The 13,484-nt window shown below is 64.5% G+C and carries 14 protein-coding genes; 3 read left to right on the forward strand and 11 right to left on the reverse strand.

The annotated features are described in order from the left end of the window. Positions 1-19: 19 nt before the first annotated feature. From ACREXZ_RS13130 to ACREXZ_RS13150, 5 genes are all read right to left on the reverse strand, one after another. Entirely contained in the window at positions 20-244 is a 225-nt protein-coding gene (locus tag ACREXZ_RS13130) for a hypothetical protein (protein WP_431764517.1), read from the reverse strand. Between the two features lie 34 nt (positions 245-278). Next, entirely contained in the window at positions 279-569 is a 291-nt protein-coding gene (locus ACREXZ_RS13135) for a hypothetical protein (RefSeq protein WP_431764518.1), read from the reverse strand. Between the two features lie 364 nt (positions 570-933). Next, a complete protein-coding gene (locus tag ACREXZ_RS13140; protein ID WP_431764519.1) occupies positions 934-1,779 on the reverse strand; it encodes a carbohydrate ABC transporter permease in 846 nt (281 codons plus the stop codon). Next, the gene (locus ACREXZ_RS13145; protein WP_431764520.1) at positions 1,776-2,684 is read right to left on the reverse strand and encodes a carbohydrate ABC transporter permease; all 909 of its coding nucleotides are present in this window, start codon (positions 2,682-2,684) and stop codon (positions 1,776-1,778) included. The genes ACREXZ_RS13140 and ACREXZ_RS13145 overlap by 4 nt, the downstream gene beginning before the upstream one ends. 164 nt (positions 2,685-2,848) lie before the next feature. Further along, the gene (locus ACREXZ_RS13150; protein ID WP_431764521.1) at positions 2,849-4,081 is read right to left on the reverse strand and encodes an ABC transporter substrate-binding protein; all 1,233 of its coding nucleotides are present in this window, start codon (positions 4,079-4,081) and stop codon (positions 2,849-2,851) included. A gap of 280 nt (positions 4,082-4,361) precedes the next feature. On the opposite strand from ACREXZ_RS13150, the gene ACREXZ_RS13155 reads away from it, so the two are divergent. The 3 genes from ACREXZ_RS13155 to ACREXZ_RS13165 all read left to right on the forward strand — a co-directional run bounded on the left by ACREXZ_RS13155 (position 4,362) and on the right by ACREXZ_RS13165 (position 7,256). Then, positions 4,362-5,135 (forward strand): SDR family oxidoreductase, encoded by a 774-nt coding sequence (locus tag ACREXZ_RS13155; RefSeq protein WP_431764522.1) that lies wholly within the window; start codon positions 4,362-4,364, stop codon positions 5,133-5,135. Positions 5,136-5,200: 65 nt separating this feature from the next. Next, entirely contained in the window at positions 5,201-6,301 is a 1,101-nt protein-coding gene (locus tag ACREXZ_RS13160) for an ABC transporter ATP-binding protein (protein WP_431764523.1), read from the forward strand. Between the two features lie 88 nt (positions 6,302-6,389). Then, positions 6,390-7,256 (forward strand): SIS domain-containing protein, encoded by an 867-nt coding sequence (locus tag ACREXZ_RS13165; protein ID WP_431764524.1) that lies wholly within the window; start codon positions 6,390-6,392, stop codon positions 7,254-7,256. A 29-nt stretch (positions 7,257-7,285) separates the two neighbouring features. Here ACREXZ_RS13165 and ACREXZ_RS13170 read toward each other — a convergent pair whose 3' ends face one another. The 6 genes from ACREXZ_RS13170 to ACREXZ_RS13195 form a co-directional block, all read right to left on the reverse strand. Continuing rightward, entirely contained in the window at positions 7,286-8,566 is a 1,281-nt protein-coding gene (locus ACREXZ_RS13170; protein WP_431764525.1) for a tetratricopeptide repeat protein, read from the reverse strand. Positions 8,567-8,648: 82 nt separating this feature from the next. Continuing rightward, complete coding sequence (locus ACREXZ_RS13175; protein ID WP_431764526.1) at positions 8,649-9,446, reverse strand: MipA/OmpV family protein; 798 nt, start codon at positions 9,444-9,446, stop codon at positions 8,649-8,651. Next, entirely contained in the window at positions 9,443-10,276 is an 834-nt protein-coding gene (locus ACREXZ_RS13180) for an alpha/beta hydrolase (protein WP_431764739.1), read from the reverse strand. Before ACREXZ_RS13180 ends, ACREXZ_RS13175 begins: the two co-directional genes overlap by 4 nt. A 53-nt stretch (positions 10,277-10,329) precedes the next feature. After that, a complete protein-coding gene (locus tag ACREXZ_RS13185) occupies positions 10,330-11,097 on the reverse strand; it encodes a DUF4118 domain-containing protein (protein ID WP_431764527.1) in 768 nt (255 codons plus the stop codon). 312 nt (positions 11,098-11,409) lie between these two features. Continuing rightward, positions 11,410-12,441 carry a CobW family GTP-binding protein gene (locus ACREXZ_RS13190; protein WP_431764528.1) on the reverse strand — a complete coding sequence of 344 codons (1,032 nt, stop codon included), beginning with the start codon at positions 12,439-12,441 and terminating at the stop codon, positions 11,410-11,412. Further along, the gene (locus tag ACREXZ_RS13195) at positions 12,438-13,397 is read right to left on the reverse strand and encodes an MBL fold metallo-hydrolase (protein WP_431764740.1); all 960 of its coding nucleotides are present in this window, start codon (positions 13,395-13,397) and stop codon (positions 12,438-12,440) included. Before ACREXZ_RS13195 ends, ACREXZ_RS13190 begins: the two co-directional genes overlap by 4 nt. Positions 13,398-13,484 lie beyond the last annotated feature (87 nt).

The raw sequence follows: 13,484 nt of genomic DNA on the forward strand, positions 1-13,484 counted from the left end.
TATGAGCCTATGAGCGCGATCAATGCTGCCCGGCGTTGATCAACATCCACACTGCCTGACTTTGGTTCCCTTCGAGCACGCGGACGAACTCCGCGTAGCAGCGCCGGCAGCGATAGTGCTCGGTTTCGCGCGCGGTGTCCGAGCCGGCCAGGCTAAGCGGTCGTAGATCTGCGTGGGCTTCGGCGGTCGAGGGCTGGCCGTGCAGTTCGGCGCAGGGCACGCAGGGTTGAATCGCGAGTTCCATATGTTCCATCTGAATCCGTGTTGCGCTCGATGTGTCAGGCCTGACGTTCCCACGCCGTGTGATCGAGTCCGCCTTCGTCGATCAGCTGTTCCGCGTAAACCGACGACGCGCGCCTCGCTTCCCCCGCGCTTTCGAATGGCCGCTTGACCGGTACATGAAACACGCGGCTGCGCGGACGCGCGCCGGTCGCATCCGGCTGGCTGATGCGTACCGACGCATCGAAACCTTCGTCATAGTTGTGGCCGAACCCGGCCTGCGTCGCGCGGTGAGGGTACACGAGCGGATAGATCTCGAAGCCGCGGTAAAGACGGAAAGCGGTAGCCATGACGAACTCCGGTGGCCGCACATGCGGCCCTTAGGGATGGGGCGATGGCCGCCGCAAATGAAAGTGCGCGGCTGCATCGGGCGATGATGTTCGGGACGGAACGCCGCATCGGATAGACGGTCGGCCGGTCGATGAGCCGGCCCGGCTGTCGAGCGCACGCAGCGGGCGAAGCGGACGGAACGGGCACGCCCGGCTTTGACCCCATGCTACGCGGTCTGGCGTCGATGTACAGGGAAATCGCCGCAGCGCGGGCCGCCGCGGCAGGCGGTTTCACAAGCGGTTTCTGGCGTTTTGGACGCTCGGTAAACCGCTGCTGGTATCGTTTTGCGTCGATGCCAAGGTTAGTCTTCGAAGGGTAACCCCGTTACTTCACCGCCCCCAGCGCGAGCCCCTTCACCAGATACCGCTGCAGCCACGCGAACACGATCGACACCGGCAGCGTCGCGCACAGCGTCGCTGCCATGACGAGGTGCCATTCGACCGTGTATTTACCCGCGACCATGTCGGTCACCTGAACGGTGAGTGTCTTGTTTTCGGGCGAGCGGATCAGCGTGTACACCACCGCGAATTCGTTCCACGCGTTGATGAACGTGAAGATCGCCGTCACGACGATCGCGGGCACCGCGAGCGGCAGGAATACTTTAAACACCGCACGCGTGCGGCCGCATCCTTCGAGCCACGCGGCTTCTTCTAGATCGCGCGGCACGGTCTGGAAATACGACGACAGCATCCACACCGCGAACGCGATGTTGAACGCCGCGTACGACACGATCACGCCGATCTTCGAATCGACGAGGTTGCCGTCGCCGTACGGGATCATCGCGGCGAGGCGGAACAGGCCGACCACCAGCAGGATCGGCGACAGCATCTGCGTGACGAGCAGGAACTGCCGGTACGCGCCGCGGCCACGGAATGGAAAGCGTGCGAGCGCATACGCGGCAGGCAGGCTGACGGCGAGTGCGAGCGCCGTCGACAGCAGGCTGATCACCACGCTGTTGCGCAGCGCAACGCCGAAATTCGCCGCCACCCACATGTCCGCGAAGTTCTGCCAGTGCCAGTTCACCGGCAGCCAGCGCGCCGGATAGACGAACACTTCGTTTGCCGGCTTGAGCGCGGTGAACAGCATCACCGCGAACGGAAACAGCACGAGCACGACGAGCGGCGCGAGCGCGAGCCAGCACCACAGCGTGCGTTTCATTTTCGAGCTCATGCGGCGTCTCCTTCCTTCTGCGGCACCATGCGCAGGTACGCGATCGAGAACACGAGCAGCATCGCGAGCATGATCAGCGAGACGGCCGCCGCTTCGCCGGGCCGGCCGAGCCGGAAGCCGAGTTCGTACAGGTAGGTGACGAGGATGTGCGTACTGTCGTCAGGGCCACCCTGCGTCATCACCCAGATGATCGGAAACGAGTTGAACACGTAGATCACGTTAAGCAGGATCGCCATGTTGATGAACGGCCGCAGCAGCGGCAGCGTCAGCTTGCGGAACTGCTGCCACGCGCTCGCACCGTCGATGCGCGCCGCTTCGTAGATATCGCCCGGTACCGACGACAGCCCGCCGAGCAGGATCGTCACCGTGAACGGAATCGACACGAGAATGCCGACCGCGATCTCGACGGGGAACGCGAATTCGGGTGTCGCGAGCCAGTGGATCGGTCCGCCGATCAGACCCAGGCGCTGCAGCGTGACGTTGACCATCCCGTAGTCGTCGTTGAACGCCCAGCGCCACACGACGGCCGTCATCGTCAGCGACACGGACCACGGCAGCATGACGATGGTGCGCGCGACGCCGCGGCCGTAAAAATCCTGATTCAGCACCAGCGCGACCGGTACCGACACGAGCACCGTGCCGCCGACCACGCAGGCGGTCCAGACGACGGTGCGCCGCGCCGCGTCGGCGAACACCGGATCGGAGAACACATTGGAGAAATTCGCGAGCCCGCTGAAGCCGCGGATCATGCCGAAGCGCGACACCTCGTGCAGCGACTGGAACACGATGTTGTAGATCGGGTAGCTGATGATGAACAGCGCGAGAATCAGACTCGGCGCGATCAGCAGCCAGGGCGCCGACAGGCGCTGTCTAGCAGAACGACTGGAAATGCTGGAACGGCTCATGCGGGTTCGATCTCAGGAAGCGCCGGTCCGGCATACGCGGCATACGCGGCGATGCGCGGCCGGCGCGACAGAAAGGACAGAGGCCGCCCCGCGCGTGGCCATTCGTGCGCGAGGCGGCGGGCGGACCGGCCCGCCCGCAGTACATCAATGCGCGTCAATCCGCATCATTTGCCGAGCGACTTGTTCGCTTCGGTCGCGGCCGCGTTCAGCGCATCGGCGGGCTTCGCCTTGCCGAGGTAGATCGACTGCATCGCGTTCGTCACGGCCTTCGCGGTGTCTTCCCAACCGGTGATGGTCGGGGCGAACTTCGCGGTCGGCAGCAGCGCGACGAAAGCCTTCGTGTCCGGATCGTTGAATGCCGGGTCGGTGGCTTCAGCCTTCGTTGTCGGCAGGAAGCCTTCGGTGCTCGTGAACTCGACGCGCGGTTCCTTCGTGAACAGATAGTCGAGGAACTTCCACGCGCTCTTCTTCACTTTCGAGTTCTTGAACATCACGATCGAATCGGTCACCGCGTACGTGGCGTGCGTCGTGCCCATCGGGATCGGATCGATGCCGTACTTGAGGGTCGGCGCTTCCTTCTTGATCTGCTTGGAAAGGAATGGCGCCGAGATGACCATCGCGACGCGGCCCTGCTTGAACAGGTTCTGCACGTCCTCGCGGCTGTAGCCGGTCACGCCGGGCTCCGTCAGACCGTCGTCGATCAGCGTCTTGTACAGCGTCGCGGCCTTCACGCCGGCCGGCGAATTGAACGCGGCCTTGCCGTCCTTGCCGACCACGTCGCCGCCGTTGGTCCACAACGCGTAGTACCAGTAGACGTCCGTTTCGATTTCCTTGCCTTGCAGACCGAAGCCAGCGATGCCCATCGACTTCAGCTTCTTCGATGCGGCGATCACGTCGTCCCATGTCTTGGGGCCGTTCGGGAAGCCAGCCTTCGCGAGCAGGTCCTTGTTGTAGTAGAGCGCGCGCGCGGACGCTGCGATCGGCAGGCCGTAGACCTTGCCGTTGATCTCGCCCGGTGCGAGGAACGGTCCGATGAAGCGGTTCTTGAAACTCGGGTCCATGTAGCCGTCGAGCGGCTCGGCGACGTCGTCCTTCACGAAGTCGAGCAGCCAGCGCGTGCCGACGATCGCGAGGTCGGCGTTCGCGCCGCCCGAGATGTCCGTCTGCAGTTTCTGCTGCAGCGTGTCCCAGTTCACATCTTCGATCTTGATGGTGGTGCCCGGATTCGCTTTTTCGAAGTTACGGGCCATCTTTTCGAAGTACGGCGCCGTCGCGTCGCTGTAGTGCGCGACGGTGACGCGGACCGTGTCGGCCTGCGCCGCATGGGCAATACCTGCAAATGCGAGTGCTACGGCAATTCTGCCGAGCACGAGGGAAGCACGTGCATGCAACGACATTTCGACTCTCCTTGGGGTGGTCTGCCGCCGGCAACCGGCCGCGGGGTTGGAATTGTTGTTTGTAAAAATCCTACAGGACGAAAAAAATGTTGTCACGTAGGGTTGGCGATATTTTTTCTCGGAGCGATTTGTGCATAAGATGCTGTAAAAGAAGGGGGATCCTGCGTGCTGCAAGGATCGGCCAGGGGTTACCCTGGGACCTTCGCCGCAACGGTGCATCAACCCAAATGTTGGAAATTTACAAGCCTGACCATGCGTTCGGGCAGAAGCAGGAGCGAACATGAAGCGTGTCGTACTGGTGACGGGAGCATGCGGCGGGATCGGCAGCGTGCTGTGCAGGCGGTTCGTTGCGGACGGCGACACGGTGCTCGCGATGGACGTCGATGCCGCCGGGCTCGATGCGCTCGTCGCCGAACTCGGCGCGGCGCACGTGACGCCGGTCGCGGCTGATATCGGCGACGCCGTTGCGGTGCGCGCCGCGGTGGACGCGGCGGTGGCGGTGCGCGGACCGGTCGACGTGCTGGTCGCGAACGCGGGCGGTGCGAAGAGCCCAACGCTCGCGACGACGGACGTCGCCAGCTGGCATCGCGACGTGCACCTGAACCTGAACGGCACGTACCACGTAGTCGAGTCGGTGCGCACGTCGATGATCGAACGGCAGCGCGGCGCGCTCGTGCTGATCGGTTCGGTCAACGGGATCACGTCGCTTGGTCATCCCGCGTACAGCGCGGCGAAGGCCGGCCTGATCAGCTATACGAAGGCGCTCGCGATCGAGCTGGGGCGCTTTGGCATCCGCGCGAACATCGTCTGTCCGGGCACCGTGCAGACGAAGGCGTGGAAGGCACGCGTCGAAAAGAATCCGCAGGTGTTCGAAGATCTGAAGAAGTGGTACCCGTTGCGCGATTTCGCGACGCCCGACGATATCGCCGACGCGGTGCTGTTCCTCGCGTCGCCGATGGCGCGCGTGATCACCGGTGTCGCGTTGCCGGTGGACGGCGGGCTGATGGCCGGCAACCGGCTGATGACCGAAGAACTGACGCTCGAGTCGATCTGAAGCGATTGGACCGGTCGGCACAGCAACACGTAAAAGCAACACGTAAAACCCGTCACGAGGACAGCATGGCAGCAGTGCAACTGAGCGGCATCTTCAAACGCTACGGCGATATCCAGGTCGTGCACGGCATCGACCTCGATATCGACGACGGTGAATTCGTCGTGCTGGTCGGCCCGTCGGGTTGTGGCAAGAGCACGCTGATGCGGATGGTCGCGGGCCTCGAGGAAATCAGCGGCGGCGATCTGATGATCGGCGGCACGCGCGCGAACGGACTCGCGCCGCAGCAGCGAAACATCTCGATGGTGTTCCAGAGCTATGCGCTGTATCCGCATCTGTCGGTGTACGAGAACATCGCGTTCGGTCCGCGCATCCGCAAGGAGCCGGTCGCGAACTTCAAGCCGCGCATCGAGGCCGCGGCGAAGATGCTGAATCTCAGCGGCTATCTGGATCGTTTGCCGCGCGCGCTGTCGGGCGGTCAGCGGCAGCGTGTCGCGATGGGCCGCGCGGTGGTGCGCGAGCCGTCGCTGTTCCTGTTCGACGAGCCGCTGTCGAACCTCGACGCGAAACTGCGCGTGCAGATGCGCACCGAGATCAAGGCGCTGCATCAGCGGTTGAAGAACACCGTGATCTACGTGACGCACGACCAGATCGAAGCGATGACGATGGCCGATCGCATCGTCGTGATGAACGCAGGGCGCATCGAGCAGATCGGCCGGCCGCTGGATCTGTACGACCGGCCCGCGAATCTGTTCGTCGCGAGTTTTCTTGGCTCGCCGTCGATGAATTTCGCCGAAGGCATCGTTACCGCGGGCGCGCAGGGACCGGCGCTGAAGTTCGGCGACGGTGTGGAAGTGGCGCTGCCGGGCGCAGTTGCCGCCGAGGCCGCGCCGGGCGCGAAGCTCACGCTCGGCGTGCGGCCTGAGCATGTCGAACTCGATGTCGCGGGCAGTGGGAATGGCGGGAACGACACTGCGACCGCGATGGACATCGAGGTTGTCGAGCCGACCGGTGCGGAAACGCATCTGTACGGCAAGATCGGTGGCAGTACGTGGTGCGTCACGACCCGCCGGCGCGCGGCGTTCGAGCCCGGCCAGCGCGTGACGTTGCGCCTGCCGGCGGAGCATCTTCACCTGTTCGACACGGAGAGTGGGCAGAGGATCGCCTGACACCGCGTGCGGCGCGGATCGTCGAAGTGTCGACCGGCGCCGCGAACGACGCGCGGATTCCAGCCCTCAAGCCATAAGGAACGCACGGGTGTCCGCACCGAATCTGATTCCCCACATCCGCAGTGCGCTGACGTCGTTGCGGCCGGCCGAGCGCAAGGTCGCCAACATGGTGCTCTCGGACGTCGACTTCGCGATGCGCGCGAGCATCACCGAACTCGCACAGCGGGCCGACGTGTCCGAGCCTTCGGTGACGCGCTTTTGCCGCGCGGTCGGCGCGCACGGTCTGCGCGACTTCAAGATGCAGCTTGCGCAGAGCGTCGCGGGCGGGTTGCCGTATGCGTCGACGGCGGTGGCGCACGACGACGACATCCAGACGCTCCTCGATAAGGTTGGCGAAGCGGCCGTCGATGGCATCACGCATGCGCGCGGTGCGCTCGATCCGGTTGCAGTCGCTGCGGCGATCGCGGCGATCACCCATGCGCGGCGCGTGTTCTTCTTCGGTGTCGGTTCGGGCTCAGGCCTCGTCGCGCAGGACGCGGCGCTGCGTTTCCTGCGTCTCGATCTCGCCGCGACCGCGTTCACCGACGGTCATCTGCAGCGGCTTTACGCGGGCCTGATGGAACCCGGCGACGTCGCGTTCGCGATTTCGCACGCGGGGCGCAGCGTCGAAGTGAACGAGAGCATCCAGATCGCGAAGGAACGCGGCGCGACGACGATCGCACTGACGAGCGTCGGGTCGCGGCTTGCGTGGCTCGTCGACATCCCGCTGCTGCTGCGCGTCGCGAGCCCGATCGATCCGAATACGCCGGGCGTGTCGCGGCTCGTGCATCTGTGCATCATGGATGCGCTCGCGATCGGCGTCGCGCTAAGGCTCGGGCCGAAGACGCTGGAGAAAATGCGTCATGCGAAGGCGCGGCTCGGGCACGAAGCGGAACCGGCGGCGGGCGACAGCTGACGTCAAGCACCGAGCGGGGACGTACCCGACTACCTCCCCCGCATCACATCCGCGAGCGCTGCCGTGACCTCCTCAACCACGGCGCTCCATCCGGCCGGTGTTTGTCGAAAGAGATACATGTCCTTCGGGTACCACGGCGATTGATTGCCGCTCCGATGCCAACGCCAGTCCGTTCCGGCGCGTGGCAACATCAACCAGCACGCGATGCCCAATGCGCCGGCCACATGCGCCACCGCCGTATCGACGCATATGACGAGATTGAGCTGGGCCACGATCGCTGCCGTATCGGCGAAGTCGCGGATCTCTTTTCCAAGGCAAAGAATCGGCTGCTGCGCGTCGCAGTCCTGCGTCTCTGCCTCCGCGTTACCTACCTGCAAGCTGACAAAGCGAACTCCATCGATCGACCACAGCGGTGACAGATCGGAAAAATGGCGCAGCGATCGCTCGGCATCGTTGTCATGCGCAGGGTTTCCCTTCCAGACGAGCCCCACGCGCACGCCATCGGACGGCAGGCGTTCGCGCCACGCATCCAGCCGGTTCGTGAATACGCCCAGGTAGGGTATCTCCGCGGGAATCGATTCGAGCGTCGTGCCGAAGTGATACGGCAGGCTCATCACGGAATCCCAGTAATCGTGGACATGAAGCGCCTGGGGATCCGTGACGAGTGCGTCGATGCCCTTCACCGTTCGCAGCAGCGGTGCGAGTTGCGGCTTGCAGAGCATGGAGAGTGTCCGGACGCCTCGCGCTTTCAGCAACGACGCGTAACGGGAAAACTGGATCGTATCGCCGTACCCCTGCTCGGGGACGAGCAATAGTGTCTTGCCGTTCAGGTCTTCGCCGTTCCAGCGTGGAAACGGCAATGTCCCGTGTTCGTGATCGATCTGCAACCGGCTTTCGTAGAGCGGCCAGCCCTCCGCATAGCGTCCCGCGGCGAGCAGAAGCAGTCCAAGATTGAAGCGTGCCTCGACGAAATCGGGTCGCAGTTCAAGCGCGCGGCGATACTCGGCTTCTGCGCGATCGTATTCGTGAAGCGTCTCGAGAAGGCCGGCCAGGTTTTGCCGGATCTCCGCTGAATCGGGCATCGACTCGAGCGCGCGCTCGTAATGCAGTTTTGCTTCGCTGTAACGGCTCGACTGCCGTAGCAGATTCGCGAGGTTGTTGTGCGCGATGCCGTCGCGATCGTTCGTGGCGAGCCGGCGCCGGTAGAGATCTTCGGCCAGCGGCGCGTCGCCTCGTTCATAAACGGCCAGCGCGTCCTGCGCGAGCGCAGCCCCGGTATTGGCAGGCTGGTCGGGTTGCTTGGGCTTCATGGGCGATGGGGTAGGCGTTTGGCGAAAGGGACGACGGACGGTCGTTTCTCTTCGTCAGCATATCGCGCGGAAGCACCGGGAATCAAAAGCGGTAATAGACCGCCGCGAGCGAATTGAGTTCGAAGCGGCGCGACGTGATCGGGCTGTCGGCGGCAAAGTGCTGCAGCCTGCCGGCGACGATCGAGATGGAACTGGTCCAGTGCTTCGAGAAATCGTGGCTGACGTAGACGTTCAGATGCACGTCGCGAATGCCGGAGCCGGTGTCGAACGTCGGCAGTTTCGACGCGGCGCTCTGCTGCGGCGAGACGCCGAAGAAGGTGCGCGTGTATTCCGCGTCGGCCCACGTGAAGCCCGGGCCGATCGAGAACAGCCAGTTGTCGAGTGGCAGCGATGCATAGAGATCGCTGACGACGGTCTTGCCTTGCCCATGTCCTGCGATGTCCTGATACATCGCGACGGAGCCCGTGAATGCCCACCACGTGTAGTCGCCAAACAGTTTCAGTTTCGGGCTCGAGTGCACATCGCCGAGACCGCGCAGGCGTGCGTCGTCGGAGTCGCTGCGCGACTGGAAGTCGAAGCTGAGCGCGGCGCCGAGATGGTAGGCGGGGCTGCGCAGCACGTTCACGCCGAGTACGTCGGGGCCCTGCGAAAAGAAGCGGTCGTCATATGAAATGTCGAGCGCCGGAAATGGGTAGACCTTCGTTTTGCTTGAGCCTGGATACGCGGGCGTGATGAACAGGCCAGGGCCGAGTGCGATCTTCCATTTGCTGTCGGAAGGGCTGGCTGGACTCGTGGTTCCGTCCGCGTCCGCGTGCGCGGCAGTCGATGCGAACGTGAACGCCGCGCATAGCAGTGCAACGCGAAAGGGAGATACCGTCATGCGTTTTCCTTGCCGAGCGCGGACAGTTGCCGCAACCGGCGCGCCAGCGCTTTCGATACGACCGGCACTCGCGAACGGTCGCCGTTGTGCGCGATCTCGCTTTCGCGCAGGAACGCGGCGGTTTCGCGCGCGACGACTTCGCGCTCGTTGTCGGACGTGATCATGTGATAGGAATCGTCGAGCCAGATGGTCCGCAGGAAGCTGGTGCCGAGCCGCGCGGCGACGTCGCGCGCAGTGCGTGGGCTGGAGGTTTCGTCGTCGATCGCGTGGACGATCAGGCAGTCGTTGCGGATCTCGTGCAGATGCGAGCGCACGTTGCTCGCGAGGCGGCTTGCTTCATGCAGTGCGGGCAGCGAGATCGTCGACGGCCCGACTTCGCTGAAGTCGTTGCGCTGCATCGCTCGTGCGATCTTCGCGCGCAGTGCCTCGTTACGCAGGCCGAACGGCGCCGCCTCGCGATAGCGCCAGCGCGTGCGCAGCGGCGTGAAGTACGCCCAGTTCAACAGGAAGCGATACCACGGGATGGCCCAGCCGTCGTAGGCCAGCGTGAGCGACAGCAGCACCAGCGCCTGCGCGTTCGGCCGTCGGCGAGCAAGCGCCAGCGCGAGTGCCGCGCCGATCGACAGTCCGCAGATCGACACGCGCGCATAGCGGCTTGCGAGCGCATCGTACTCGGCCACTGCGGCATCGAGCCAGCGTTCCATCCGCTGTTCGACGGTGCCTGCGCTATAGCCGTCGAGCACTGGCGCGCAGGTGGTGAAGCCTTCGTTGTTCAGGGAGCGTGCGAGAAAGCGCAATTCCAGCGGCGAACTCGACAGCCCGTGCAGCATCAGTACGGCGTGGTGATCGCCGGCGTTGAAAAGAGTGGTCGCGCGTTCGATGGTCAATCTCCGAGGCGCAGCACGAGAAAATCCCCCGCGTGCGTCGTAAAGCGTTCGCAGACGCAGTCCACCAGCTTCGATGTGCCGTCGTCCGATTCCATCCGCACGCGATGACTGCCGGGCCGCAGGCCATTCCAGAAGCGCTGGATGTCTTCGGGGTGCACGTCGGTGAAGCGCGGGCCCGGCGCGATTTCGCTCGGCAGCGCGCGTGCGGTTGACGTGCTTTCGCCGCCGGCCGCTACGACCGCATGGCGCTCGAGCGCCTGGATCAGGATGAAGGTCTTGTTGTGCTGCGCGAGATGGCGCAGCAGGCGATGCGTTTCATCGACCGCGCGGCGCGCGAGCACGCGTTCGTTGTCGTGCCGCAGCAGCATTTCGTAGCGCGACTGCGCGACCGATGCGATCAGTTCCGCGCGAAACTGCGCGCGGCGCAGGCGCTCGATCAGCGTGATCACGATCAGCGTGACGAGCGGGTAAGAGATCAGCAGGATCAGGTCCGCGCGATTGAAGACGTCGATCTGCGCGTAGGGCGGCACGAACAGGTAGTCGGCGAGGCCGAGGCCGAGCAGCATCACGGTCAGCGCGGGCGCCAGTCCGAAGTAATACTCAATCAGCGCGGCCGCGATACCGAACGCGGTGCCCGGCATGATCGGGCCGACCAACGGGTGCAGCATCAACCGCACGGTGGCGGCGATCACGAGTGCGGCCGCCGCGGCGATCCACGGGCGAACACCGCGTGGTGCCCAGCGGCGGGCGTTTTGAACATGCATAAATGTCTTTCGTATGGCCTGTGCGGTCGATGCCGCGAGGCGTCCGGTCCCGCAAGACCGGTGTAAGCAGTGAATCGGTCCGGTCGCAAACAAATGGACCGACTTTATATCATGGCATTCCTTACCGAAAGCTGAAGCGGGGAAACCCCGTGCCGGCCGTCCGGTTGTCAAGGTCCGTCAGGTTACGCTGTATTACCGGGGATGGGGCGATACCGGGGTGAATTTCAGGGGCAACGGTTCGCTTGCCGGGCGCGTGCCTGTCGACCACCGCCTGCGGGTTCGGGTGTTTTTGCCGATTTTCCGCGGACGTGGTCAGCCGATGCTCGCGGCGCAGTCCACGCCCGCTTCGCGCAGAAAATGTGCAATCGTTTGCTCGACGACCGACGCTTCGAGTCCCTGCACGATGAATACGAGCCGCGTCGCGCGATCGTCGTCGGGCCACGCGTCGAGGCGCAGTGGTTCGTGCAGCCACTGCTGGACGCCGTGCAGCACGACGGGTCGCGTTTCGCCGAGCAGGTTCGCGATGCCCTTGAGCCGCAGGATGCGCTCGCCGTGATAGCCGAGCAGCACCGTCAGCGCAGTTTCGAGTGCCTGCATCGGCAATGGTTCCGCATAGCTGATGCAGAAGCTCGCGATGTCCGGATGCGCGTGGCGTGTGGTCGCTGCGCCGCGCAGGAACGGTTGCGATGCCGGCTGCGCGCGCAGCCACGGACGCAGCGCGCGCGGCGTCAGGATGTCGAGGATCTGCGCGGCGTCGAGTTCGCCGTCGTGCACGGCGATGTGCGGCGCGCTGGGGTTCAGCGCGGCGAGTGCGGCTTCAAGCTCAGCAAGCGTGGTGTCGTCGACGAGATCGGCTTTCGTCAGCAGCAGACGGTCCGCGACCGCTACCTGCTGGCGCGATTCTTCGTGGCGCGAGAGTTGCGCCGCGCCGTGCTTCGCATCGACGGTCGCGACGACACCGTCGAGTCGCACGCGTCCTTCGAGGGCTTCGTCGCCGAGCAGCAGTGAGATCACTGGACCCGGCCGCGCGAGTCCCGTCGTTTCGATCAGCAACCGTTCGAACGGCGGAATCTCGTTGCGCTCACGACGTTCGAAGAGCGTCGCCACCGTTTCGGCAAGACCGTCGCGGACGCCGCAGCAGAGGCAACCGTTCTCGAGCAGCGCGATCGTATCGTCGCGCATCGCACCGACGAGCAGATGATCGAGGCCGATCGAACCCAGCTCGTTGATCACGACCGCACAGCGGCCCATTGCCGGCTGCGGTAGCAACCGGTTGAGCAGCGTCGTCTTGCCCGACCCGAGAAAGCCGGTGAGCAGCGTGACCGGAATCGCTCCGTCGTTCATATGACCTGCAGGTCGCGTCCGACGATCACGTCGCCGTCGAAGTGGCGGCGCGCATCGGCGGCCCACATGTCGTCGGTGATCGCGGGGTCGCCGCCCGGCACGAAGTGGCTCAGCACGAGCGTCTTCACGCCGGCCGCGGCCGCGATCTTGCCGACCTGTTCGGTCGTGGTGTGACTCTTCACGAGGTGATCGAGCAGCGTCGGCGCGTTGTCGACCGTCTTCATCAGCCTGGCGAGCGCGGGCAGGTACATCACTTCGTGCACCAGCACGTCCGCGCCCTTCGCGAACTCGGCGAGCGCCGGGTAGTACGTCGTGTCGCCGGAGAACACGACGGTGCGGTCGCGCGTTTCGAAGCGGTACGCGAACGCGGGCTTGATCGTGTAGTGATCGACGAGCGTGGCAGTCACGCGCACGCGGTCATCCTGCATCACGACGCGCGGTCCGTCGAACTCGTGCACGTTGATCAGCGGGCGCAGCGGCGGCCGGCCTTCTTCACGCATCCGCACGTCGAGATCGATTGCGTTCATGTCGACGAAATCGTCGATCATCTTCGTGATCCGCGACGGTCCGTACAGATTCACCGGCGTATGCAGACCCGTGGCCCACGCGAGAAACACGAGGTTGCCAAGGTCGGCGTTGTGATCCGAATGATGATGCGTGATGAAGATGTCGCGCAGCTTCGGCAGCTTGATGCCGGCCTTCGTCAGTTGCAGCGCGACGCCGTTGCCGCAATCGACCACGTACGGCTGCCCATCGACGACCAGCACGTTGGCCGGTGCCGCGCGCAGATCGGACGGCGTGGGGCCGCCCTTCGTGCCGAGCAGCACGAGCTGTGTGCCTTTTTCGGTGAGCGCGGTTGTTGCTGTTGAAGAAGCGGTAGGGGCCGGCGTCTGTGCGTCGGCTTGCTGCATCCACGGCAGCGACGCGGTGGCGCCGGCGGTCACGGCGAGTCGCATGAAATCGCGGCGGGTACGTCCGAAGGGCTGGTCGCTCACAGGGTCGGTCTCCTCTGGTTGCTCTCGTTGAAATGGTGGGACGTGATG

The organism is Paraburkholderia sp. (assembly GCF_050742655.1).
Taxonomy (GTDB): domain Bacteria; phylum Pseudomonadota; class Gammaproteobacteria; order Burkholderiales; family Burkholderiaceae; genus Paraburkholderia.